Origin of the sequence: Streptomyces sp. NBC_00090 (assembly GCF_045160815.1) — a bacterium.
Lineage (GTDB): Bacteria > Actinomycetota > Actinomycetes > Streptomycetales > Streptomycetaceae > Streptomyces.
Window position 1 is genome coordinate 9,213,964 of sequence record NZ_CP108224.1, and the last position, 22,420, is coordinate 9,236,383.

A 22,420-nucleotide genomic window follows, 5' to 3' on the forward strand; every position below is an offset into this window, starting at 1 on the left:
GAGGTAGAGACCCATGGCATCCGAAGAAGAGCTGTTCGCGTCCATCGACGCCCTGCTGGAGGAGGAGCCGCAGCTCCCGCCCCCCGCGGAGCGCGCCCGACTGCGCGAGGCCGCCGGCATCACCCAGGCCCGCCTCGCTGAAGCCCTGAAGCTGAAGTCGACGCAGAGCATCAAGAACTGGGAGAACGGCCGCAGCGAACCGACCGGCACGCGCCTGGCGGCGTATCAGCGGTTGCTGAAGGGCTGGGCGGCGAAGTACCCCGCGCCCGGCACCCCCGCCGTCATCCCGGCAGCTCCGGCCCCGGTGGCCACGCCACAGCCGGAGGTGACCGAGACGTTCACCGGCCCGGCCGCCCCCAAGCCGCAGGCGGAGACCGCCACGCCGGTACAGGCTCCGGCCGCGCCCGAGCGCCCTGCCCGTCCAGCCGCGCGCCCCACGTCAACGTCGCGGCGCCCGGCGACGCAGAAGGCTGCCGCGCCCGCGCTGGACCCGCGCTTCCCCCACGGCCCGCTCGCGGTGCTGGACGGCGACGGCTCCGCGTACGGCGTCGGCGGCATCGTGCTCGACTGCCCGGCGACCACGATCGTGGAGCTGGTGGAGTGGACTCTGCGCGAGTCCGGCCTCGGAGCCGCGAAGCTGAACCGCCACGGCAAGGACGCCGACCCGCTGATCGTCCTCACGGCGACCGCGGCCGTGAAGTTCGGACTGCCCGAACACCTGGAGGACCGCCGGGGCCTGCGCCTGCCGGAGGACCACCCGGTCGTCAAGCAGGTACTCAAGGCGAAGTGGCAGCTCACCCAGCGTGGCTTCGGCCCGTGGGCCCGGGTCTATCGCAAGGCGCAGGGCCGCGAGAGGCAGTGCGTGCAGCTCGCGATCCTGCCGTGGGACGCCCTCGACTCTCGCTCCTGGCCCGGCGTAAGCGAGATGGAGCCGGCTGACGTCGCCCGCGTCCTCGGCATCTACGCCCAGCGGGTTATCACCCCGCGCGGCTCCACGGCCGTCTCCGGCCTGGAGCTGATGACCGCGCTGCGCCCACCGACCCGCCCGGTGCGCGACGAGGAGACCGGCAACTGGATCTCCGGCCTCAACCCCGGTTCGCTGGGTACGGAGCCGATGGACCCGGCGCCGCCGGAGGGCCAGCCCGAACACCCCGCGATCCACCGGATCGGCTGGAAGGGCGGCTTCCTGTACGAGGAGGCGTACCAGTGGGTCCGCTCGGTGGACACGCTCACCGATGAGGAATGCCTGCTCCCCTATGCGGTGGGCCTCGACTTGAACACGGCCTTCCTCGCCGCCGCGGCCCGCCTGGTCGTCGGCCTGTCGGAGCCCGAGCACTTCGTACGCCCGAAGTTCTACCCCAAGGTCCCCGGCTCCTGGCTGGTCGACTTGAGCCACATCGAACTGGACCCCCGCCTGCCCAGCCCGTTCACGCCGACCGGCGAGCGCCCGACGGGCCCGGCCTGGTACCAGACGCACACCGTCGCCTACGCCCAGGAGCTCGGCTTCAACGTCGAGATCCTGGAGGCGTACCTGCGCAAGGAGACCGGCGCGTACCTGGATCCGTGGCACGACCGGCTCAGGACCGCGTACGTCGACACCCTCGCCGACCTCGGCGTCACCAAGGACCTCACGGACGTGGAGTTCCTGGCGGCGATGGAGCGACACAAGGGCATCGACCCGGCGATGGCCGCGGTCCTGGCCGCGATCAAGGCCACGGTCAAGGGCGGAATCGGAAAGCTGTTCGAAAACCCGCAGGGCAAGAACTACAAGGACGGCGAGCCGTGGCCGGCCATGCAGCGGCCGACCTGGCGCCCGGACATCCGCGCCGCGGTCATCTCCAAGGCGCGGGTCAACATGCACCGCAAGCTGCTGAACATGTCCCGGATGACGGGCCTGTTCCCGCTCGCGGTGCTGTCCGACTGCGTCGTCTACCCGAGCCCCGGCAGCAGCCCGCTGGACTTCCTGCCGTACGCGGCGTCCGGCAAGCCGCAGCCGGGCGGGTTCCGCCTCGGGCCGACGCCGGGCCTGGCGAAGCTGGAGGGCGTCCAGGAGATGCTCTGGGCAATCGACCTCATGGAGAAGGGCCTGAACCCGGCCCGGCACATCAAGGGCGGCGACGCCGTCCTCGAGGACGGGGAGTAGGCCGTGGGCGAGATCGACGACGCGATCGCGCGGGCCGACCAGGAGGCGTTCACCAAGGACCCGCCCAAGACCCTCAAGGGCCAGGTCGGCTTCCTGCGAAAGCACCTCAGTTCCCAGGAGATCGGCGAGGAAGTCGGAGTCACGGCCGACTCCGTCAACCGCTATCGGCGCGGGGCCCGCAAGCACGCCCGCGCCGACGTCGCCGCGAAGATCGAGGCGATGGTGCGCGAGCGCTGGCAGCCGGTGGTGCGCAAGCGCCGGCAGAAGAAGGCCGCCACCACCGGCGGGATCACGGTGGAGACCCGGGCCCGGTTCGGCTACACGGCGCCGGTCGGCACGACCGACGACGGACGCTTCCGGCGGCTCACCGTGCACCTTCCTCCGACGTACGCGCAGCGCCTGTTCGACGCCCGCAACGAGGGCGCCAGCGACCAGGACATGCGCAGAATCATCGCCGAAGGATTCAAGGAAGTGTATTTCCAGGACGGCGGAGCCCGCGCTACGGGACTTTCGGACGTGGAAATCAATGACATCGACTACCTGGATCTCGACTACTAGATCCAATGCCGTGTAGTTAGCGTTGTGTTTCGGGTGTCAAGAGGTGCGGGTGGTCAGGATGTCGATGCTGATCGTGGCCTTGTAGGTGGTCCGGTCGACGGCGCCTCTGACGTTGTACTTCGAGATGGCCCGTTTGACGACGCGTGGCCGGGTGCGGATGCGCCGGGCGGGCATGAGGTCGGCCAGAACCCGGCGGCCTATCGTGCCGACGAGGTCGACGGTCGTGTGGTCGAAGATGCCCGCGGCCTGGACGAGCAGGTCGCGGGCGGTGTTCAGCGCGATGGAGAAACTGGCCCGGTCGGGGTCGGTGTCCGGGCGGATGCCGGTGGCATCCGCCATGGCCAGTCGCAGGACCTGGTAGGTGACCAGCAGAGCGAAGACTTCCTGAGCAACGCCGGCAGGGGTCCGGGCACGAAGGACCCGGCCGCCCAGAATGGTGGATTTGATCTCCAGGTAGGAAGTCTCGACCTCCCACCGCTCGTGGTAGAGCCTGATCAGCTCGGCGGCGGGGTGCGGGTGAGGGTCGGTCAGGGTCGTGACGAGACGGTATGCGCAGGTGCGGCGCCCCTGGGAAGTGCTGAGGGTGATCTCGCAGTCGACGACCCGGACCGGAACGGCTCCCAGCCTGGACAGATAGGAGCCGTCGGGGAAACGTCCCAGGACCGGCAGCCTGCGGTGCTCCTTCACACGGACCAGAACATGCGCACCCGTGCCGGTGATCGCCTCGACCAGTGCCTGGACGGCGAAGTTCCGGTCCAGCAGGACGATCATGCCCTCGCGCAGGCTGCGGACCAGGCTCGGGGCATAGGACGTCTCCCCGTTCGCGGTCGGGCCGAACACCGCGTCCAGAACGGTACGGGTGCCGCAGGACACCAGAACCAGCAGCCGGAGCGAGGGGTATCCCGCGCCGCCGTTGTTGCAGCGGTGCCTGGCGAACTCGGCCTGGTTCGCGGGACTGTCGGGCACGGCTGCCAGCGTGCCGTCGACAGCGCAGACAAGAAGCCCCCGCCACCGGGCTCCCGCGGTGCCGATCCCGGCGGCCGGTCCGCGCAGCAGGTTGAACAAATTGCGCAGCGGAGCGGTCCCGACTCGCCTGCGGGCCTGGGCCATGGCACCGGCCGTCGGAGCCACTGTCCGCAGTCCGTCCAGCCCGGCCGTCAGCCGCTGCCACACCTGCTGCCAGCCAATCCCGGGGAATAGAGCCCCGGCCAGCAGCAGGTACACCACCACACGCGAGGGGAGATCCCGTATCCGCTGCTGTGTCCTGCCGGCCTCGGCCAGCACTTCATCGACCATCTCGAACGGGATGATCCGCGTTAACTCCCCCAGATGGCCCGGCGCGAACGGACCTGCGGCAACCGCTACTTCATGAGCAATGACAGACTTGGCGTCCATGGGGCTCCTGCTGAACAGTGATCTTGGTCGACACGGTTCTAGCAGGAGCCTCATCTCTGCTTCAGCCTGCTTGACACATCAGCCCCGCCTCTAACTACACGGCATTGCTACTAGATCGGAGCGAATGCGTGTCCGCTGAATTCCCGCCCATCGACCGCGACAAGAGCCCGCTGCTCATCGCCGACGATGACCGGGTCCGCATCGCCGACGCGCTCCGCCGCAGCCTGCACTTCGCCACAGCCGGCGCCGGCGACGACACGGTGCGGTTCGCCACCGAGGCCGACAATCAACTACACGCTGACCCTCAAGGACGCAGAGCCCATCGACGACTACCTGCTGCCCGAGCCGGTTCCCACCGAGGCCATCGCCGCCGCGATCCTCAACCACCCCGGGTTCGTAATCGCCACCCCGGACTCGCCGCGCGAGGACAGCATCACCGTCCAGACCCGCAACCTGGTACGCCACCTCCTGGTCCTGGACGTCGGCCACAACGTCGGCAGCGAGCAGGACCTGTCCACCCCGGCTGTCGACGTCGCCTTCGCCGCCGACCAGCTGCTCTCCAGCGACCCGAGCGACTCGGAGCGCGCCACCGCCGAGCTCCTCAACTACGTGGCGGCCACCTGGGACAAGCGGGACCACCCGCTGCGCGACCACGCCCAGGCCGTCGCCCGCTCCCTGCGCACCCGGTAGAAGGATCCGTCCATGCCCGCATCCACGGCCCACCGACGCGCGTACCGTGGCGGTAAGACCCGCCGGGAGGACCAGCCGATGAGTGCGCAGCCCGACCACGCCCCCCTCACGCCGTACGGCCCCGCACCCGGGGCTCCGGCCGAACTCCTCGCCCAGCTGCGCGCCGACCGGCGCGCGGACACCTGGGTGCCGGCTTTCGAGCGAGAGTGGGCGGCCGCGCTTGAGGAGTCCCGCCGGACGTTCTCCCTCGCCGGGCTCTACGAGGTCGTCCAGGACTGGCAGGGCCGCCTCGCCCACGCCCCGGCCATCGATGCGTTCGTCTCCTCCGGCTACGACGACAGCGAGTTCATCGGCATGGCGGAACTTCGGGGAAGGCGTCGGTGACCGGACAGCCGTACGCGGTCCGCTTCTCCGCGCCGGCCGCAAAGGTCCTCGATACCTTGCCCGAGCACGTCGAAGACACCGCGTGGGACGTTCTGGACGCCGCCGCGGCCGACCCGTGGGGCTTTCGCCAGTGGAACGCCGACGACCCCGAGGGCGAGGACGTGCGCTACGCGTCCGTCGGACAGCTGTCCCTCACCTACTGGGTGAACAGGCGCCTGCGCCGCCTGACCGTCCTGAACATCGTCTGGCTCGGGTAGCCCCCCGTGACAACGCTCCGGCCCCGGCATTGCAGTTGCCGGGGCCGGAGCGTTGTCGTATCGCAGCCATGGCGTATCCACCGATAGCCACCCGCTGGGCATCGCCCGCACATCAGCTGCGTTCGGCGTCCATGGTTTCGAAGGTCTCCCGCATCAACTGATCCATGACTCCGGGCCGTCCGGTCAGGGAATCGAAGAGGTCGGCGAGCAGCCACAACACGAAGCCGTGCACCAGAGCCTCCTCCGGCGGAATCTGTCCGAACCGGTCGCGCCACCCCACGGTGTCCATGCCCATCGCCGCGGCCATGAGGACTCCGGTGACCATCGGCACCTGAGCCGGGTCGGCCATCTCGAACGTGGGAAGCCTGCAGATCACAGCTGGGATCAGATCGCTGAGCGGATCAAGCCGATCCTCGCCACTGGGCTGTTCGGCGATCAGGTATCCGGTCAGCACACCCACCAAGAACACCGTGCCCCGGGACACCTCCTCACGCCCGTAAGCGTCCACAGCGGCCTTCACCCGCTGCTGCGCCTCTTGCCGGTCCTTGGCCGAAGTCCGCTTCTCCAGGACCCGGTATGAGTCCCACGCTGCACGGATCGCCTCATCCGCGACTACGCCGTCACTGGTCATAAAGCGACCGTAGGCGAGACAACGCGCTGCCCGGGATCCCCTTCGAGGCATTCACCGACGTCGCGGCCGCTCTAGCCCCGCCGATCCCTCGGCCACTGCACCGAGCCAGCGCAGCGCGCATCCCCGGCAAGTAGCTCACCAGGAGCCGCAGGCGCGCTCAGCACCGACCTGGACCTCGCGCCGGCATTCTCGGCAGGCCGTCCACGATGCAGCCCTCCTCTCCCGGCCAGCTGAAGCCACACAGCGACTGGAAGAGGCCGCGTCAGGTATCGGTGGTGCGGGAGCCGTAGCCGGGTTCCACGTGTCCGGCGTCTCGCTGTAGTACGGGGCGCCCTCCGGCCAGTTAGACGGCTTCTGTGGTGGTCCCAGCGCATACGGAGGTCAGGACCCTCCCAGCGGGGAAACGCCCGTGCCTCAGCCATCCGGTCCCAGCTGCCCGGCTTCTGTTCCCGGACCAGTGAACGGAACACATCAGCAGCAGGCGCGCCAGATCCCGAGCAGGGACCAGCGACCGAAGCTCAGCTCCCGTCGCTGGCTTGAGTCGCTGGAGGAAAGCGCAGGTCAAGGGACTATGAGGGCACCCGTCAGCGACTGAAGCGACTGATGCTCCGCATATCAACGATGTAGGTCGTGCGTGTGCGCGTTATATATAGGCGTCTTGAGTCGCTTCAGTCGCTGTTCTGATGCAGAGGCATCACTTGACCTGCACTTCTTTCAGCGACTCAAGCCAGCGACCGAAGCGACTCAGTCTCGCCTCTGCCTCTTCAGTCGCTCAGTCGCTGCCTGCCGCGACTCGCCTGCTGTCACGGTTGCCTGATCGAACGGGTACTTTCGCTAGGCTGTCTCCGTTGTTGAGTCGCTTCAGTCGCTATTGGAGGAATTGAAGTGACCCCTCAGGTCCCGACACTTCCGTTTTATGCCGCGAGGTCCAGCCGTTGATGGCAGCGGACCCTCGCCTGGTACGGCGTGATGTAGCCGATGGTCGAGTGGAGCCGCTCCCGGTTGTAATGCTCCGCGATCCACCGGAAAACGTCCTGCCGAGCCTGCGCCCGGGTCTCCCAGACGGTCGTACCGATCTCTGCTTTCAGGACGGCGAAGAAGCTCTCGGCGGCAGCGTTGTCGAAGCATGAACCGGTGCGTCCAGCGCTCTGCCGAATATCCAACTCGCCCAACAGGGCGCGGAATTGGTTTGAGGTGTATTGCGATCCGCGATCCGAGTGAAAGATCGCGTTGCCTGCAGTATGTCCGCCCGCATGGGCCATCCGGATGGCGTCCGCGACCAGCTCGGTGCGCATGTGGTCGGCCATCGACCAGCCCACGACCTCCCGCGTGCACAGGTCGATCACCGTCGCCAGATACAGCCATCCCTCGGCCGTCGGCAGATAGGTGATGTCCCCGACGAACTTCAGGCCCGGCATCGGCGCGGTGAAGTCCCGCAGGATCAGGTCCGGTGCGGGCGGCGCCGTGCGGTCCTGCCTCGTCAGCGACCGCGATTTCCGTCGCGTTATCCCGGCGATCTCGCGCTCCCGCATGATCCGTGCGACGCGTTTGCGGTTCACCACGTGCCCCTGGTCCCGGAGTTTCCGGGTGATCCGCAGAGCCCCGTAGGCTCCCCGGGACCCAGTGTGGATCGCCTGGATGCGGCGGGCCAGGTCCTCCTCCGCGTCCGCCTTCTCCTGCCGTGTCTCCTTGCTCTGGTGCCAGGTGTAGTAGCCGGAGCGATCCCAGCCGAGAACATCGCACATCCGCTTCACCTTGTGGGCGTTCCGGTGCTCGTCGACGAAACGGAAGCGGATCACCGTGTCGTCTCCCGCGCGAAATAGGCGGCGGCCTTCCGGAGGATCTCGTTGTCCTCCTTCAGCCGGGCGTTCTCCCGCCGCAGGCGCCTGAGCTCCTCCTTCTCATCAGGAGTCATGCCGGCACCACCCCCGCCGTCCACAGCCTGGGTGCGGGCCCGCTCCTCGCGGACCCACTTGCGCAGGGTCTCCAGATGGATGCCCAGGCCGTGGGCGATGTCGGTGAGAGAACGCTCCGGCGAGGAGTGCACGAGGTCGACCGCGTCCCGCTTGAACTCTTCGGGGTAATTCTTCCGCTTTGCCACCTTGGATCACTTCCCCTGGATGACGAAACATCCAGCGTCCAGGTGTCGGAATTCCGGGGGTCACTCCAACCGGATCAAGGCCCGCCGGATGCGGCAGGACTTCTTCTCATTCGCCCCCACCCACAAGCCCTGGCTACTCGGCAACCACCGTCCCGAGGTCGGCACCGGCGGCTTCGCTTTCTGGCGACGAATGAGGATGATCCCCTTCGAACGAACCGTCTCCGACGACCGGAAGATCGACAACCTCGCCGACATCCTCGTGGCCGAGGAAGGCCCCGGCATCCTCAACTGGCTCATCGATGGAGCCCGCCGCTACCTCTCCGGCGAGAAGGACCTCACCGGCCCGGACAAGGTCCGCATCGCCACCACCGCCTACGCGGAGACCGAGGATCACACAGGCCGCTTCTTCGACGAGGCCTGCGCCCTACATCCCGAATGCCGCACCGAGCAGAAGACCCTCTACGACGCCTACCGTGCATGGTGCAGCAGCGAAGGCTGCCTCGCGATGAGCAACCGCACCTTCGCCTCCCGAGCCCGCGAACTCCTAGGGCTGTCCTCCCCGAAAGAGATGATCTTGTCGAATTCGAGGAAGTACTACCCTGGAATCGGACTGCTCGCCCAGGAGGAAACGGCATGAGTTCCCTGATCAGCGAGAACGATCTCAAGCACGAGACCGACCTCATCTGGCTCGAGGACATCACCCGCCTCGACTACGTCCGTCAGAGCCTGGACCGGCTCCCCACCCGCTCAGGAAAGCCCGCCTACCACCGCGACGGACGCATGGTCGGCTATGCCATCCTCGGCTCCAACGCCAAGGCCGCCCGCGCCTCCGGCACGTTCCGCCGCCGCGTCTTCTGGCTCCTCCCACACGACCGCGACGCCGAACCCAGCGGCCTGTACGCCAGCTCCGCACCAGCCGAAGCAGTCGACCCAGGCACACTCGCCCCCAGGTCAAGGGCAGGAAGACCGAACGCTCCGAAGGCGGCCCCCCATCCAGCGCCATGCAGGAGCTCGGAATAACGCTTCCGCTCTGATCTCCGCCAAACAGAGACCGAAGCGACTCAAGCGACTCAACTTCCGACATGGTCGATCGAACCGTGTTGCGGGGGTCTGCACGCGCAAGACGGGAGAAGGACCGAAGAGGACAGGTCACCGAACGGTTCTGGCGGCGCCCGCCGCGCAGCATTTGCATGGCCCTTTGCAGGAGCCGCGAGAGCGGAAGACCGACGCGACGTTCTGGCGGGCGGGCCGGCGTGTCCTGCCGAAGGTCGAAGGCAAGGTGTCCCGTTCCTCGACGTTGATCGGTACTTGGCCACGTTGATCTGTATACGGCCTGGCCCGCTCGCGGCAAGAGCATCCCCTGGCGGTTCTGGTGCGCCGGGGACAACCAGTGCGAGGCCCGGGGTTCCGCCCCGTCCGTCTTCGGCAAGGGCGAGGAACAGCCCTCCACCTCCAGCGGGCACTGCCCTTTGTCGCTGGGTGAGGGAGCGCCGGGCATCCTGGCGCGGCGGCTGGGGCTGTGGTTGTCTCAAGGTCCGACTGGCTAGGGGGTGTCACATGGATGTGGCAGGGAGCATGGCGTTATCCGCCGTACAGATACTGACCGGCCTGGCGACAGGGGCGGCCACGGCGGTGGGGAGCGAGGCGGGCCGGGCGGTGGGCGACCTCGTGCGGGCGCGGCTGGGTACTTCCGAGGAGGGTCGCGCCGCCCTGGACGGGGTCAGCGCCGACCCCGCGGATCCCTCGGCGGTCCGGGGGTTGCAGGAGGCGATCCGGGAGGCGCTGGCTGCCGATCCCGATTTCCAGACCCGCTTGGCTGCGGTGCTTGCCGGCCCGCCGCCCGACGCGCCGCCTGCGCACGCTGTCAGCACCCAGTACACCGGAAGCATCATCATCGGGGGCGGCAGCAAGGTACGGAGCAGCCAGATCTCGCTGGGCCCGCTGACCATTACCAATACCCGCGTCACCCGTGCGTCCCTCACCGGGATCGCCGCCCTGCTGGTCGCGTTGCTGGCCCTGGGCCTCTACGGGGGCGTGCAGTTGCTCACGGGTGACGATTCCCCCCGCTCGGAGGGTGGGGCGTCGTCTGGCCCGCAGTCCCATACGGCAACGCCTTCGAAGTCGGCCTCCGGTACCCCGGATGATGCCGCTCCGGTGGTACGTGACGCGGAGAGGGGCAAGCAGATCCTCCCGGACGCAGCGAGCCTGCCGCAGGGCTGGGCCGTCGCGAGCGGCTCGCCGACGACGGAGCAGTGTCGCACCAGCCGCGTCGGCATTTCGAAGGACGGGGAGTACCACTACATCTGTAAGACGGGCCCGGTTCTCGACCTGCAGTCGGGATACGACCCGGGGCCCGGGGTCGGCTACAACAAGGTGTACGTCGAGGTCCTGGCATACCCCTCGGTGGCTGCGGCGGCCGTGGGCTTTGTGGGAGTGGAGGTGGAAAACGCTGACAGCAACGAGGCGAAGCAGGTAACGCAGGCGACCCTGCCCTCCTACGGTGACGAGTCATCGGCCATCACCATGAACGCCACCGTGCCCGGCAGCGGTTTGCACATATCAGAGGGACGTGCGGCAGTCCGCTGTGGAAGCCTCGTGGTGCGGGTCGTCGTCTCTAACGACAACGGCAGCACCGTCGACCTCGACGCGCTCAACGCCTTCACCCGGACGGTGACCGTACGAGCGCAACAGGCACTGGATAACACGACGCCCACCGCCGCCGTCGAACTGTAACGGCCTGCCCGAGCTGCACCGTGGTTCGGCCATGGGACTGGTGGGCTCGCATGTTGCGGTGTCGCGTATTCGCGAGCCGCTCGACGTACCGGACACGGTGAGTGATCGCTTGGGGATCGTGGCGGCCGCGGGCAACTACCAGAGCCAGCGGTTGGCTTTGTTCACTTCTAGGGGCAGCGTTTGTCCGCCGGTTTGGGCAGCAGTTGCGGATCTTGACGCCCGCGAATGTTCACGAGAATTAGCAGCGCCCGCGGGGCGTCACTGCCCGGTCGGCGCTGGCCGGGTGAGTCCGGCTCCGACCCTGGTCAGCATCTGGCCGAAGAGGTGGAGAGCTCGTGCCCGTGTCGGCGCTCCGCGCACTGTGCCCGTCCAGTAGGCGTCAGTGAGTTTCTCGGTCACCGCGAGGGTCTGGCTGTCGTCTTGGGCGGCCAGCACGAGGACGAATCGCAGGTAGTCACCGATGTCGGTGCCTTGGGGGTGCTGGTTCATGAAGGTGTGCAGGCGCGCTGTCAGGGCGGGCAGGGTGCGGTCCGTCGGGAAGACGACGGCGAGGCCAGCGAGAGCCAGCCGAACTGCGAAGCACTCGCCTGACCAGCGGGCCAGCAGATCAGGGGTGTGCAACAGGACTGCGTTGCAGGCCCGGGCCTCGCTGTCGGGATCAGCATGTTGCGGGGCGGCTGGCCAGCTCTCGGCGAGGTGGCGGTCGGCGACGGTGGCGGCGCGGAACAGCAGGCCGACGGCTTCGAACCGCTGTCGGGCGGGAACCCGGTCGTCAACCGCCAGGGCCGCGAGCAGGTCGAGGCCGTCGGCGGTGTAGGGCTGGCAGGTGTCCTGGTGGAGGATCTCGTTGTAGAACTCGGCGAGGAAGGTCCGGTCGTCCCAGGCGGGATCGATCTCCGAGTCGAACAGCATCGCCGCTTGGAGCGGCATTCGGTCCGGCAGGCGATCGGCGATGACGTCCCGGAAGAGCTTCCGGATCGGCGGACCGCAGGCGATCGCGTCGTGCTGGGTCTGCTCGGGTGCGGCCTGCGTGTCCATGACCAGCGCAGCCTACTGGAGCATCTTGTGTCGACGGCCCGGCGCCCGGAGGACGACGGGCCGTCGAGGCAGGCAGCGGCAGAGGTCAGCCGGCCTTGGCCGACTCCTCGGCGCGAGCGCGGGTGCTGGCGAGTCGGTAGGAGTCGGTTCCGGTCTCGATGATGGTCCCGTTGAAGGTAAGGCGGTCGACGATGGCCGCGCAGAGGCGGGGGTCGGTGAACGTCTTGGTCCAGCCGCCGAAGGACTCGTTGGAGGCGATGGCGACGCTGTTCTTCTCCTCGCGTTCGGTCAGGACCTGGAAGAGGAGTTCGGCGCCGCGGCGGTCGAGTTCCATGTAACCGAGCTCGTCGATGCAGAGGAGGTCGACGCGGCCGTAGCGGGCGATCGTCTTGGAGAGCTGCTTCTCGTCGGCGGCCTCGACGAGCTCGTTGACCAGCTTCGTGGCCAGCACGTACTTGACCCGGTAGCCGGCCATCGCAGCCTCGGTGCCGAGCGCGATCAGCATGTGGGACTTGCCGGTCCCGGAGTCGCCGATCAGGCAGAGCGGCTGACTCTTCTTGATCCATTCGCAGCTGGCGAGCGTGTGGATAGTGGCCGCGTCGATGTTCGGGTTCGCGTCGAAGTCGAAGGTCCGCAACGACTTGTCCCGGGGGAACCCGGCCGCCTTGATCCGCCGTTCCGAACGGCGCCGGGACCGATCGTCGCACTCGGCCATCAGCAGCTCGGCGAGGAAGCCGCGGTAGGTCATCTGGTCCTTCAGCGCCCGGTCGGCGATGTCGGAGAACTCGTTTCTGATCGAGGGAAGCCGCAGCAGGCGGCAGGCGGCAGGCGGTGTCGATGGCTGTGGTGGCGGCCTGCTCGGTCAAGCCTCGCTGGCGGGGCAGGGTCACTGTGCTTCTCCCTCGCGATGTTCACCGCCGCTGGCGCGGCGGCGTCGGAGCAGTTGGTCATAGTGGGTCACCGAGGGCAGCGGCCTGGTGTCCGGGGGAAGATGCGCGAGCCGCCACTCATGCAGAAACGTCACGGTGGCCGCGCCGCCTGCGTCCGTCGGCGAAAGGTGCCTGGCGGGTTCGTCCTCGGCCTGGGCGACCTTGCGGGCCTCCAGCGCGACCGCGTCCGCCGTCAGAGCCCCGGCCCGCAGAGCCATCGCGAGGCCGGCGACCAAGTGCTCGTGCGAGACGTGGCGGGCCAGCAGCAGCACCTCGATCAGGGCCCTGGTTCCGGCGGTGTCTCCGTGGGCCCTGACCGCCGCTGCCCACCAGGCGTCATGGACAGGGGTGAACTTGCCGGCGGAGCGGGCCTGTTCGAGGGCGGTAGCGCCGGGGAAGGCGCCCGGCTTGCGGATCAGGGCTTCGAGGTAGTGGTCCAGATCCAGGCGGCAGCCGCCCTTCGCGATCAGACGCTCGTGCCGGGCCACTTCCACGTTCCTGTCGTAAACCACCAGATGAGAGGCGTGCAGCACAACCCGGACCCGCTTGCCGATCAGCCGGACCGGCACCGAGTACCGGTTCGTCCGGACGGCGATCTGGCTGTAGCGGTCGACCCTCGGAGTGAACAGCCGGCCCGTCTCGAACGGCTCCTCGGGCAGCGGCATCAGAAGCGGGCGCTCGACCTGGAAGTACTCGTCGATGGTCCGCGGCCGCGAACCGATCCGGCGCCTCCCGTCACGCAGATCCCACTGATCGACGAGTTCGTTCAGCTCGGCCAGCGAGTCGACCTCGGGAACCGGGGTGAAGTGGTTGCGGCGGAAATAGCCGATCTGCCCCTCCACTCCACCCTTCTCGTGGGCGCCCTCGATGCCCGGCCGACAGTAGAAGCTCTCGATCCCGAAGTGCGACCTGAACGCGATCCACCGATCGGCCTCCACCCTCGCCCGGCTCAGCCCCAGCACCCGGGCGACGGCGGCCTTCAGGTTGTCGTAACGGACCTTGCTCCGCGGCACCCCACCCAGCGTCCGCAGCGCGTGCACGTGCCCTTCGAAGAACGCCTCCTGACCGCAGGACGCGAAGACGCGATGGACAGCCTTGCCCGAGTAGGACAGGCGGAAGGAGAACAAATAGCAGGTCACAAGCTCACCGGCGAGCCGGACGGTCACGTCGCCGAAGTCGACCTCGGCCTCCATGCCGGGCTGGTGGGTCTGCGGCACGAACGCTTCGACCGGCGCCTTCCCCGACTCGACGAGGATCTGCGGTTTCCGGTCGGCGACGTAGCGCCGGACCATCTGGTAGGAGACGTCCGCGGCGTGCTCCTCGACCAAGCGGTGGAAGATCCGCGTGACCGTGTGCCGCTGCTTTCGCGGCGCATCCAGGTCCGCCTGGAGCATCCCGTCGATCACCGGCTTGTACGGATCCAGCCCGGTCGGCCGAGGCGGCAGCTGCTTCCTCGGCTCCGGCCAGACCGAGTCCACAGCCTTGCGAACCGTCCGCCACGACACGTTGTACTTGCGCTCGATCTCCCGGATCTTCATGCCGCCGCGGTGGTCGCGACGGATCGCCGCGTACAGCTCGACCTTCGACATCTGCGGCATGACCAGGCCCTTTCACCAGGAGCATCCCGATGCTGCCCTGGCAAGCACCCCGGTGACTTCAAAACTCGTGAACATCACCCGACCGTGGATCTGGGCGCCTCCCAAACCCGTGAACAACTGACTTCACAACCCGTGAATAAAGCCAAGGGTCGAGGAACTCGGCCCAGATGAACCTGTTATAGCCGTCGAAGGCAGGTGGATCGATCTTCTTGAGTTCGTCAGCGAGCATGCTGAGCTCGGCCAGGGCTTCGTCCTCGCGGTCATCCGGATTGCTCAGGATCTCGGACTCGCTGACGTGCAGGCCGTAATGGTGAAGGGTCCGCAGCCACAGGTCGATGGAGGAGTTGGCGAACCATGCCTCGCCTTGCGGAAGGACGTAGTGGACCGTGCCTGACCCGGGTTCGACGCCGAACGACCATTCCATGCCGGGCACGAGGTCGCCATGGTGATTCTGGGTGAGGCGGTAGAGCACTGGTGTCGCTCCTGCCGCGGGCCTCTCTACGCCACCAGTTCCCCCGCGGTTCCGGCCGGCTGGGACTGGGAGATCGACCATCAGCAGCCCGGCGACTGCGCCAACGGGCACCTGATGCCCCTGACCGGCACCGCCACCGTCCCTGAAGACCTGCCCAACGCGCCCCGCGTGCTGCTCGTCCTCGGAACCTGACCGCGAACCGTCGGCGCCCAAAGCAGGCCCGTCACCCCGTTGCGGGTCTCCTGGTGACGGTCGGGATACGGGCCGCCACGGCGCCCGGCGTGGGGTCGTTGGGCTGCTCATGGACCACAGGAACGTTCCAGCGCAGAGAAGTTTCGCCGACGTGCGGGCGGGCGGCGGAGGGTGGGTGTCGGATTCTCCGATCTACGACGCCCTCGAGCGGCAGTGGCGCCAGGAAGGCCGGGAGGTTCCCGGCGGCGAAGGAACCGCGCCAGCAGGAAGGCACCGGTCGGCAGGCGCAGACCTGTTCCACCGCGGCTGACCGGACCGGCGGTGCCGCCGGTACGGCCGAGAGATCTGAACCAATACCGGGAATCAGGCCGCGACGAGCTCCTGCTCGCGGTCCGGCGTTTTGACCTTGGGCTTCTTGTTCGGCAGTGAGAGCCGGAAGACCTTGCGCCACGCGGAGAACACCTGCTTGGGGAGCGGCCCGGTGACGTACTCCAGCTCGTACTTCTCGAACAGCGCGCGCACCTTCACCGCGACCTCGGCGTACCGGTTGCTCGGCAGGTCCGGGAACAGGTGGTGCTCGATCTGGTGTGACAGGTTGCCGGTCATGAAGTGCATGGCCCTGCTGCCGCTGATGTTCGCCGAGCCCATCATCTGGCGCAGGTACCACTGGCCACGCGTCTCGCCCTTGATCGACCGGCGCTCGAAGACCTGCACGCCCTCGGGGAAGTGCCCGCACATGATCACCGAGTGAGACCAGATGTTGCGGACCAGGTTCGCGGTGAACGTGGCGGCGAGCGTGGTGAGGAATGACGGGCCCGACAGTAGCGGGTGGATCACGTAGTCCTTGAGGACCTGCTTGCGGATCTTGCGGCCCACGGCCTTGGCCCGCGCGCGGAATTCCGGGTTCTTGCGGCGGCGCTTGTGCAGGTTCTTGCCGAGCTCCAGGTCGTACGCTGCGATGCCGTACTCGAAGAAGCAGGCGTTGATGAAGTTCCACAGCGGCTGGCCGAGGTGGAACGGGTGCCACTTCTGGTCCTCGTCGACGCGCATGATGCCGTAGCCGAGGTCGTTGTCCTTGCCGATCACGTTGGTGTACGTGTGGTGCAGCTCGTTGTGCGAGTGCTTCCACTGCTCGGACGGCGAGACGTGATCCCACTCCCAGGTGGTGGAGTGAATCTTCGGGTCTCGCATCCAGTCCCACTGGCCGTGCAGGACGTTGTGCCCGATCTCCATGTTTTCCATGATCTTCGCCACGGACAGACCGGCGGTGCCGAGCAGCCATGCGGGCGGGAAGATCGAGAACAGCAGTACCCCCCTGCTGACCAGCTCGAGCTTGCGCTGCGCCGAGATGACCCTACGGATGTAGGCGGCGTCCTTCTCGCCGCGGCCGGCGATCACCTCGTCGCGGATCGCGTCCAGTTCGCGGCCAAGCTCCTCGATCTGCTCCGCGGTCAGGTGGGCGGCGGGGTCGATGGCGGTCAAGCTGCTCCTACCGTTCGATGTCGCAGGTGCCCGCCGCGGCGGACACGCAGGTCTGGATGAGGACGCCCGGCTCAGCCTCAGTGATCTCGCCGGTGCGCAGGTCACGGACGGCGCCGGCCTTGAGCGGCGTGATGCAGCCGAAGCAGATGCCCATGCGGCACCCGGAGGGCATGAGCACGCCGGCCTCCTCGCCGATGTCCAGCAACGGCGTGGCGCCGTCCGCGTCGACGGTCTTGCCGGTGGCGCTGAACGTGACCTCGCCGCCGTCGCCGGCGACGACGATGCTGGGGCGGAAGCGTTCGGTGTGCAGGTGCTCTGGTACGCCGTGCTCGGCCCAGTGCTCTTCGGCGGCGTCGAGCAGGCCCGCGGGCCCGCAAGCCCAGGTCTTGCGCTCGGCCCAGTCGGGCACGAGTTCGTCGAGACGGGCGATGTCGAGCATGCCGTCTGTGTCGGTGTGCACCTCGGTGAGCCGCAGCTTCCTGTCCGCGACCAGGTCGTGCAATTCGTTGCGGAAGATCACGTCTTGCGGCTGTGGCGCGCAGTGGACCATGACGACGTCGTCGAACTCGATGTCGCGCAGCATGCCCATCACGGGCGTGATGCCGCTGCCGGCCGTCAGGAACAGCACCTTGGCGGGCTTGGCCTGCGGCAGCACGAAGTCACCGGTGGGCTGGTCGAGCTGGATCAGCGTGCCCGGTCTTGCCCTGCGGACCAGGTGGTTGCTGACCTTGCCCTCCGGGATCGCCTTCACGGTGATCGTGACGCGGCCGTCCTGGCGGTTCGTTGGCGAGGTGAGGGAGTAGGCACGCCACAGGCGCACCCCGTCGACGTCGACCCCGATCCGCACGTACTGACCGGCTGTGTGGCCGCGCCAGCCCCGTCCCGGCCTGATCACGATAGTCGCGGCGTCACCCGTCTCGGGGTCCACGGCCTCGATGCGCCCACGCAGGACAGCGCCCGCACGCAGCGGGCTGACCAGGTCGAGGTAGTCCGACGGCAGCAGCGGCGTCGTGACCATCTCCAGCAGTTTCCACGCCCTGCTGCGAAGGGCTGCACTCGTCATGACGCCAGCTTGCTGTGCCTCAAGGGGTAAAGTCCTGACCGCAAGACGTAAATCTGTTCGGCTGAATTGTTCGCAGGGAACAAAACGTGAGCCATGCAATTCGGAGGGCCAGCGAACTGGCCCTGGACGAGACGACGGTCACCGCACTTCGGGCCGCGCTGAAGACCACCGCCGACGAGGTCGTCCAGGCGATCATCGACGAGGTCCCTCCCTACGCCAACGCCCTTTCGGGCCGCATGGGCGCCACCATCCGCCGAGCCGTCCGCACTGCCCTGGGGCACTACCTGGACCTCGCGAGCGGGAACGCCACAGGCGGCGACGCCGGTGACGCAGCCTACGAGTTGGGCCGCGGCGAGGTGCGCTCCGGCCGTTCGATGGACGCCCTGCTCAGCGCATACCGCGTCGGCGCCCGCGTGGCCTGGCGATGCCTGGCAGCGGGTGCCGTACCCGCAGGTCTGCCCGCCGCCGAGGTCGCCAAGTTCGCCGAGCTGACCTTCGCCTACATCGACGAGCTCTCCGCTGCGAGCGCCGCGGGCCACGCCGACGAACTGGCCGCCCGGGGCAGGGCCCACGAGCGCCACCTGGAACACCTGGCCCGCGACCTCCTCGCCGGCGCGAGCCCGGACGTGCTGCTGGCCTCTGTGCAACGGGCCGGGTGGCAGCCCCCGGTTTCGCTGACCGCGGTCCTGCTGCCCGCCACCCAGGCCCGGCCTGCCTACCGCGCGCTCGACCCGAGCACCCTCGTCCTCGACGATCTGCCGGACGCCACCGGTGTGCTGCTCGTCCCCGATGCCGACCGATCACATCTCTTGCGGCAGCTCACCGACCGCACCGCCGTGGTCGGCCCGGCCCGGCCATGGACTCGTGCGTCCGCCTCGTACGCACGAGCCGTACGCGCGCGCTCCCTCTCCTCTGATATTCGCGACACCGAGGACCACCTGCCCGAGCTGGTGCTGAGCGCCGACATGGATGCGTTCGCAGACCTGCGTACCCGAGCCCTCGCACCGCTGCGGACCTTGCCTGTCGCGACCGCACGGCGGCTGGAGGAGACGTTGCGGGCGTGGCTGCTGCACCAGGGCAGGCGGGACGAGGTGGCGGCGGCGCTGTTCGTCCATCCTCAGACGGTCCGGTACCGGATGTCGCAGCTGCGGGAGCTGTTTCCGGATCTCGCATCGCCACACCGGGTCCTTGAACTGACGCTGGCGGTCGGCCTTCGGGTCAGCTGACGAGTACTGCCTCATTATCGGTGCCATCAGCTGGCTCATGCGGCCCGCCAGGCCGGCGGCCACGTTGGAGATTACGGATCCAGCCGCGAACAGGAGGCGTACATGTCCGCGAACACTGCTCCCGCTGCCCCGTCCGTCCACCGCCGCGCGCTGATCACGCAGCTGGCCGTCTACCCGACCATCACCGTCGCCCTCGGCCTGCTCGGTTCGGTCCTCGGTGGCCTGGCGCTGCCGCTGAAGACTCTGATCCTCACCGCGATCGTCGTCCCCCTGGCCGTCTACGTCATCGTCCCGACACTGATGAAGGCCAACGCCCGCCTCACCCGCCGCTGACCCGCGACCTACCGCCGCACCGTGCCGACACCCGCGCCGGTGAGTCCCGGGATGCACGCCACCGGCATCTGCGGAAAGCTCACCAGCACCGTCACCATCTACCTGTTGGGCGAGGCTTCCATGGCAAGGGCATCAGCGGCAGGAGATCACGACCATGGCACTGATTCTGGTGACCGGAGCCTCCAGCGGGCTCGGACGCGGTACGGCGAACGCGCTGGCCGACGATGGACACGAGGTAGTCGTCCACGTCCGCAACCCGGCCCGCCTGGCCGATGCCGGGGGCACCACCCGGTGGAAGGGCGTTGTCACCGGCGATCTCGCCGATACCGATGAGATCACCGGAGTCGCCCGGCAGGCCGGCACGTACGGACGGTTCGACGCGGTCGTCCACAACGCCGGCGTCATGAACCAGCCGCAACAGGCCACGGTCAACGTTGTCGCGCCCTACCTGCTCACTGGCCTGATGGACAAGCCGGGCAGGCTGATCTACCTCAGCAGTTCCATGCATCGCACCGGCTCCACCGACCTGCGTCGGCTGGCCATTGGCGACGCCTCCTACGACGACACCAAGCTGTGGGTCACCGCCCTCGCGCTGGCGCTCGCGTTCCGGTGGAGGGGCACCTCCAGCCAGGCGGTCGATCCGGGATGGGTGCCCACCCGGATGGGCGGCCCCGGCGCTCCCGACGACCTGGCCGCCGGGTGGCGCACCCAGACCTGGCTGGCCACCGCCCCCGAAGTGACCCCGGCCACCGGCGGCTACTGGTACCACCGGCAGACGCAGTCGTCTGCCCCCGCAGCGCAGGACCAGGACTTCCAGGCCTGCCTGATCAGCGCCCTGGAGGCCCGGACCGGCACCCGGCTGGACTGAGGCCATGCCCGCGGGATCGGCCCCTGCACTACCTGCTCGCGTACCCGCCGGTGGACCTTCTGGCCGACGCGATGGAGTGGGGGTGGTCCGATCCGCGTACGCGAACACCTCGTCGACGCCCTCGCCCGGCATCTGACGCACGGGCGGTACGGATGGCCCGCTGACGGGGACGACATCTCCCGCGACCTGGTGCTCGCGGAGGTGATCGCGGGCGGCCGCAGGTACCCCTAACCGAGCCGCTGAACGAAGGTCACCGGCCAGGCCTGTGTCAGGCGGCTTGGCCGAGGCCGGCGGCGGTCAGGTCCTGCTCGCGCAGTGGGGTGAAGTCGACGTCGAGTTTCGGGTCGTACGCGTCGGGCTGGATGCCGAGCTCGTGCGTGGAGTACTCGCCGAACCGGTTGATGTGCTCGGTCAGGTACGGCGAGATGTGGGCCAGGTCCTCCGGGGTCGATCTCCCACCCCTCGTCCAGCAGCTGCCGCACGATCTCCGCGATGTCCAGGGCGTTGTGGAAGATCACCGCGTTCGTGAGCAGAGCGTTGAACTTCATCGCCTTCTCCTACTCCATCGGGTCATTGCCGGCGATGACGCCGCGGTCGCCGAAGCCGATCCACTGCGAGAACCGGTTGAACGACTCCACGCAGATGCTCATCGCAGTCCGTGGCGTCGGCCGCCCACTCCAGGTCATCACGGGTCGGCGAGAAGAACAGATAACCCACCCCAGGCCCGGACGACAACAACATCACCAACGAACCTGAGCCGAACGGTGACGGGCCGGACCTCTCAAGGCTTCAAGATCACCCCGTTCCCCCTTTGACCCGTATCTCGGTCAGACCCCTTCAGGATTCGGTGGGCAGGAGCTGGACCAGGCCGACCCAGTTCTCCTCGCCCACCTTGGTCTGCGTGGCGCGGACCCTCCAGCGGCCGACGGGCAGCGGGACCGGTGCCTCGGCGGGCATCCCACCGTCGGGGTACTCGACGCCCAGGTCGGAACCTGCTTCGGCGGAGTCCATGAGCACCGCCGGACCGTCCGAGACCCAGGTGCCGCACTCCTCCCACACCGTGGCCGGGTCTGTGAGGACAGCGTCTGCTGCGGCGCTCAGTCCGGCCTCGGTTTCGGCGGCGAGCCACCGCAGGAACGCTCGGTGCTGGGGCAGATAGCAGCTGGTCGCCGGTTCGTCCGCCAGCACCAGTGCCTGCGCACCGTTCTCATCGATAGGGATCACACCGGCCAGATCGTCCACCGCACAGGCCCGGTCGTAGTCGTCTGGAGCGGCGGCGTCTCCCGCCATAAGACCACTCTCCGTGCACCCACCCCAGGAGGCCAGGGCGGAGACGGGGACGACGATCAGAGGACCGCCCATCGACTCCACCCAGACAGGGGAGGGACGGGAGGCATCGTCTGCGGTAGATGAAGAGGTGATCATGCAGTCAGTGTGCCCTCGCCCCCCTGACAACGTCCCCGCGCTCATTGGAACCCAGCACGGGGAAAGGCTCAGCGCCTGCGGCAAGCAGCAGTTACGGGACAGCCTTTAGGGAGCGGCACGGATGGTCACGGGACAGCCTTTAGGCTGCCGCGTCCAGAGCGTCGGCCCGTCGTTCAAGATCGGCGGCGATGTCGTCCCAGTCAGGCCCGTGAAGATAAAGGCTGCCCGCTGCCTCTCTCATCAGCGCTGGTTCATCGGACCTCTGAAGGAGAACGAGCCGATACGCGAGGTTACGGATCCGCACAGGCAGGTACCCGTCGGCCAGGCCCGGGCACAGTTCCCGCAGCATGGCCAGAATCGCATCGGCATGGGCGAACGTCAGCTCCTCGATGAAGAAGTCGACATGATGCTGACGGTCGCACGGCGGTGTGGGTCGGTACTCGTCCCCGAAAACGCATCGGGCGTGCTCCGTCAGGGTGGCGTGCATAGACCCGAGCCTACGGCGCAGTGATCCGCCGGACAGTACCTAGCCTAGCTTGAAGCCCGGTGCGAGCATCGCGGCCAGGGGCGCCTGCTCGGTCGGGATGTCGCCGGGGGAGAAGGGCACGGCGGCCGGTTCGGACCGGGGGCGATCGATGCTGATCCGCTCGAAGCTGGAGCCGTAGTAGAACCCGTCGTTGCCTGCCGGAAGCTCGACCGGCCGGGCTGCTGGCCGCTTGGCGCCCGGGGCGTCGTGAGGCGTGTGGTCAGCTGGCGTGGCGGTACGCGGCGCTGCCGACGATGCCGGATCTGTATCGCGAGCGGGCACGGTCAAGGGCCGCCTCAAGGTCCCGGGCCCGGTGGTCGTCGGTCCCAAGGGTGAGCTGGTGGACGGCCGTCTCGGCGGGCTGGAGACGCTCGGC

21 protein-coding genes and 3 pseudogenes are annotated in these 22,420 nt (G+C 68.1%); 12 read left to right on the forward strand and 12 right to left on the reverse strand.

The genetic code is table 11. The features are described 5' to 3' along the window. Positions 1–13 precede the first annotated feature (13 nt). Positions 14–2,143, forward strand: a complete 2,130-nt coding sequence (gene tap, locus OG361_RS40940) for a telomere-associated protein Tap (protein WP_405861927.1) — start codon at positions 14–16, stop codon at positions 2,141–2,143. Between the two features lie 3 nt (positions 2,144–2,146). Then, entirely contained in the window at positions 2,147–2,701 is a 555-nt protein-coding gene (gene tpg / locus OG361_RS40945) for a telomere-protecting terminal protein Tpg (protein WP_405861929.1), read from the forward strand. A 36-nt stretch (positions 2,702–2,737) separates the two neighbouring features. Here the strand turns inward: tpg and OG361_RS40950 are convergent, their stop codons facing one another. Further along, on the reverse strand, positions 2,738–4,096 hold the full coding sequence (locus OG361_RS40950; RefSeq protein WP_405861931.1) for an IS4 family transposase: 1,359 nt from the start codon (positions 4,094–4,096) through the stop codon (positions 2,738–2,740). A gap of 186 nt (positions 4,097–4,282) precedes the next feature. Here OG361_RS40950 and OG361_RS40955 point away from each other — a divergent pair, with 186 nt between their 5' ends. The 3 genes from OG361_RS40955 (at position 4,283) to OG361_RS40965 (ending at position 5,427) form a co-directional block, all read left to right on the forward strand. Continuing rightward, the gene (locus OG361_RS40955) at positions 4,283–4,786 is read left to right on the forward strand and encodes a hypothetical protein (protein WP_405861933.1); all 504 of its coding nucleotides are present in this window, start codon (positions 4,283–4,285) and stop codon (positions 4,784–4,786) included. A 78-nt stretch (positions 4,787–4,864) separates the two neighbouring features. Further along, complete coding sequence (locus OG361_RS40960; RefSeq protein WP_405862706.1) at positions 4,865–5,170, forward strand: DUF6247 family protein; 306 nt, start codon at positions 4,865–4,867, stop codon at positions 5,168–5,170. Then, positions 5,167–5,427 (forward strand): hypothetical protein, encoded by a 261-nt coding sequence (locus OG361_RS40965; protein WP_405861935.1) that lies wholly within the window; start codon positions 5,167–5,169, stop codon positions 5,425–5,427. Before OG361_RS40960 ends, OG361_RS40965 begins: the two co-directional genes overlap by 4 nt. A gap of 112 nt (positions 5,428–5,539) precedes the next feature. On the opposite strand, the gene OG361_RS40970 is transcribed toward OG361_RS40965, so the two are convergent. The 3 genes from OG361_RS40970 to OG361_RS40980 form a co-directional block, all read right to left on the reverse strand. After that, a complete protein-coding gene (locus OG361_RS40970) occupies positions 5,540–6,058 on the reverse strand; it encodes a hypothetical protein (protein WP_405861937.1) in 519 nt (172 codons plus the stop codon). Positions 6,059–6,972: 914 nt separating this feature from the next. After that, a complete protein-coding gene (locus tag OG361_RS40975) occupies positions 6,973–7,857 on the reverse strand; it encodes an IS3 family transposase (protein ID WP_405861939.1) in 885 nt (294 codons plus the stop codon). After that, positions 7,854–8,159: a transposase gene (locus OG361_RS40980; RefSeq protein ID WP_405861941.1), complete on the reverse strand. Its 306-nt coding sequence runs from the start codon at positions 8,157–8,159 to the stop codon at positions 7,854–7,856. The genes OG361_RS40975 and OG361_RS40980 overlap by 4 nt, the downstream gene beginning before the upstream one ends. A 67-nt stretch (positions 8,160–8,226) precedes the next feature. Between OG361_RS40980 and OG361_RS40985 the strand changes: the two are divergent. The 3 genes and pseudogenes from OG361_RS40985 to OG361_RS40995 form a co-directional block, all read left to right on the forward strand. Next, positions 8,227–8,796: pseudogene (locus tag OG361_RS40985) on the forward strand (phage/plasmid primase, P4 family); the annotation flags it as partial. Next, positions 8,793–9,193: pseudogene (locus OG361_RS40990) on the forward strand (DUF6009 family protein). The pseudogenes OG361_RS40985 and OG361_RS40990, both read left to right, overlap by 4 nt. Positions 9,194–9,734: 541 nt before the next feature. Beyond that, the gene (locus OG361_RS40995) at positions 9,735–10,892 is read left to right on the forward strand and encodes a hypothetical protein (protein WP_405861943.1); all 1,158 of its coding nucleotides are present in this window, start codon (positions 9,735–9,737) and stop codon (positions 10,890–10,892) included. A 258-nt stretch (positions 10,893–11,150) separates the two neighbouring features. Here OG361_RS40995 and OG361_RS41000 read toward each other — a convergent pair whose 3' ends face one another. The 4 genes and pseudogenes from OG361_RS41000 to OG361_RS41015 form a co-directional block, all read right to left on the reverse strand. Beyond that, positions 11,151–11,930: a hypothetical protein gene (locus tag OG361_RS41000; RefSeq protein ID WP_405861945.1), complete on the reverse strand. Its 780-nt coding sequence runs from the start codon at positions 11,928–11,930 to the stop codon at positions 11,151–11,153. Positions 11,931–12,015: 85 nt separating this feature from the next. Continuing rightward, positions 12,016–12,820: pseudogene (gene istB / locus OG361_RS41005) on the reverse strand (IS21-like element helper ATPase IstB). Beyond that, a complete protein-coding gene (gene istA / locus OG361_RS41010; RefSeq protein ID WP_405861947.1) occupies positions 12,817–14,457 on the reverse strand; it encodes an IS21 family transposase in 1,641 nt (546 codons plus the stop codon). The pseudogene istB and the gene istA overlap by 4 nt, the downstream one beginning before the upstream one ends. A 58-nt stretch (positions 14,458–14,515) precedes the next feature. Next, positions 14,516–14,881, reverse strand: coding sequence for an SUKH-4 family immunity protein (locus tag OG361_RS41015; protein ID WP_405861949.1), 366 nt, complete (start codon positions 14,879–14,881; stop codon positions 14,516–14,518). 18 nt (positions 14,882–14,899) lie between these two features. On the opposite strand from OG361_RS41015, the gene OG361_RS41020 reads away from it, so the two are divergent. Then, on the forward strand, positions 14,900–15,121 hold the full coding sequence (locus OG361_RS41020) for a hypothetical protein (RefSeq protein ID WP_405861951.1): 222 nt from the start codon (positions 14,900–14,902) through the stop codon (positions 15,119–15,121). A gap of 363 nt (positions 15,122–15,484) precedes the next feature. Here OG361_RS41020 and OG361_RS41025 read toward each other — a convergent pair whose 3' ends face one another. Together OG361_RS41025 and OG361_RS41030 are read right to left on the reverse strand one after the other, a co-directional pair. After that, positions 15,485–16,603: a fatty acid desaturase family protein gene (locus tag OG361_RS41025; RefSeq protein ID WP_405861953.1), complete on the reverse strand. Its 1,119-nt coding sequence runs from the start codon at positions 16,601–16,603 to the stop codon at positions 15,485–15,487. A 7-nt stretch (positions 16,604–16,610) separates the two neighbouring features. Beyond that, positions 16,611–17,666, reverse strand: coding sequence for a ferredoxin reductase (locus OG361_RS41030; protein ID WP_405861955.1), 1,056 nt, complete (start codon positions 17,664–17,666; stop codon positions 16,611–16,613). An 86-nt stretch (positions 17,667–17,752) separates the two neighbouring features. Here OG361_RS41030 and OG361_RS41035 point away from each other — a divergent pair, with 86 nt between their 5' ends. The 3 genes from OG361_RS41035 to OG361_RS41045 all read left to right on the forward strand — a co-directional run bounded on the left by OG361_RS41035 (position 17,753) and on the right by OG361_RS41045 (position 20,093). Next, positions 17,753–18,892: a PucR family transcriptional regulator gene (locus tag OG361_RS41035; RefSeq protein ID WP_405861957.1), complete on the forward strand. Its 1,140-nt coding sequence runs from the start codon at positions 17,753–17,755 to the stop codon at positions 18,890–18,892. A 102-nt stretch (positions 18,893–18,994) separates the two neighbouring features. Continuing rightward, the gene (locus tag OG361_RS41040; protein WP_405861959.1) at positions 18,995–19,225 is read left to right on the forward strand and encodes a hypothetical protein; all 231 of its coding nucleotides are present in this window, start codon (positions 18,995–18,997) and stop codon (positions 19,223–19,225) included. A 154-nt stretch (positions 19,226–19,379) separates the two neighbouring features. After that, positions 19,380–20,093, forward strand: a complete 714-nt coding sequence (locus OG361_RS41045; RefSeq protein WP_405861961.1) for an SDR family NAD(P)-dependent oxidoreductase — start codon at positions 19,380–19,382, stop codon at positions 20,091–20,093. An 837-nt stretch (positions 20,094–20,930) separates the two neighbouring features. On the opposite strand, the gene OG361_RS41050 is transcribed toward OG361_RS41045, so the two are convergent. Continuing rightward, the gene (locus OG361_RS41050; protein WP_405861963.1) at positions 20,931–21,518 is read right to left on the reverse strand and encodes an Imm21 family immunity protein; all 588 of its coding nucleotides are present in this window, start codon (positions 21,516–21,518) and stop codon (positions 20,931–20,933) included. Positions 21,519–21,657: 139 nt separating this feature from the next. Next, entirely contained in the window at positions 21,658–22,005 is a 348-nt protein-coding gene (locus tag OG361_RS41055) for a hypothetical protein (protein ID WP_405861965.1), read from the reverse strand. Positions 22,006–22,420: the final 415 nt, after the last annotated feature.

What these genes read in the sequence shown, in the direction of transcription:
- OG361_RS41040 (WP_405861959.1), top strand. Translation starts at nt 18,995, where the DNA reads ATGTCCGCGAACACTGCTCCCGCTGCCCCGTCCGTCCACCGCCGCGCG.
- tap (WP_405861927.1), top strand. Translation starts at nt 14, where the DNA reads ATGGCATCCGAAGAAGAGCTGTTCGCGTCCATCGACGCCCTGCTGGAG.
- OG361_RS41015 (WP_405861949.1), bottom strand. Translation starts at nt 14,881, where the DNA reads ATGGAATGGTCGTTCGGCGTCGAACCCGGGTCAGGCACGGTCCACTAC.
- OG361_RS41030 (WP_405861955.1), bottom strand. Translation starts at nt 17,666, where the DNA reads ATGACGAGTGCAGCCCTTCGCAGCAGGGCGTGGAAACTGCTGGAGATG.
- OG361_RS40950 (WP_405861931.1), bottom strand. Translation starts at nt 4,096, where the DNA reads ATGGACGCCAAGTCTGTCATTGCTCATGAAGTAGCGGTTGCCGCAGGT.
- OG361_RS40960 (WP_405862706.1), top strand. Translation starts at nt 4,865, where the DNA reads ATGAGTGCGCAGCCCGACCACGCCCCCCTCACGCCGTACGGCCCCGCA.
- OG361_RS40995 (WP_405861943.1), top strand. Translation starts at nt 9,735, where the DNA reads ATGGCGTTATCCGCCGTACAGATACTGACCGGCCTGGCGACAGGGGCG.
- OG361_RS41050 (WP_405861963.1), bottom strand. Translation starts at nt 21,518, where the DNA reads ATGATCACCTCTTCATCTACCGCAGACGATGCCTCCCGTCCCTCCCCT.
- OG361_RS40970 (WP_405861937.1), bottom strand. Translation starts at nt 6,058, where the DNA reads ATGACCAGTGACGGCGTAGTCGCGGATGAGGCGATCCGTGCAGCGTGG.
- istA (WP_405861947.1), bottom strand. Translation starts at nt 14,457, where the DNA reads ATGCCGCAGATGTCGAAGGTCGAGCTGTACGCGGCGATCCGTCGCGAC.
- OG361_RS41055 (WP_405861965.1), bottom strand. Translation starts at nt 22,005, where the DNA reads ATGCACGCCACCCTGACGGAGCACGCCCGATGCGTTTTCGGGGACGAG.
- OG361_RS41000 (WP_405861945.1), bottom strand. Translation starts at nt 11,930, where the DNA reads ATGGACACGCAGGCCGCACCCGAGCAGACCCAGCACGACGCGATCGCC.
- OG361_RS40955 (WP_405861933.1), top strand. Translation starts at nt 4,283, where the DNA reads ATGACCGGGTCCGCATCGCCGACGCGCTCCGCCGCAGCCTGCACTTCG.
- OG361_RS41020 (WP_405861951.1), top strand. Translation starts at nt 14,900, where the DNA reads ATGGTGATTCTGGGTGAGGCGGTAGAGCACTGGTGTCGCTCCTGCCGC.
- OG361_RS41045 (WP_405861961.1), top strand. Translation starts at nt 19,380, where the DNA reads ATGGCACTGATTCTGGTGACCGGAGCCTCCAGCGGGCTCGGACGCGGT.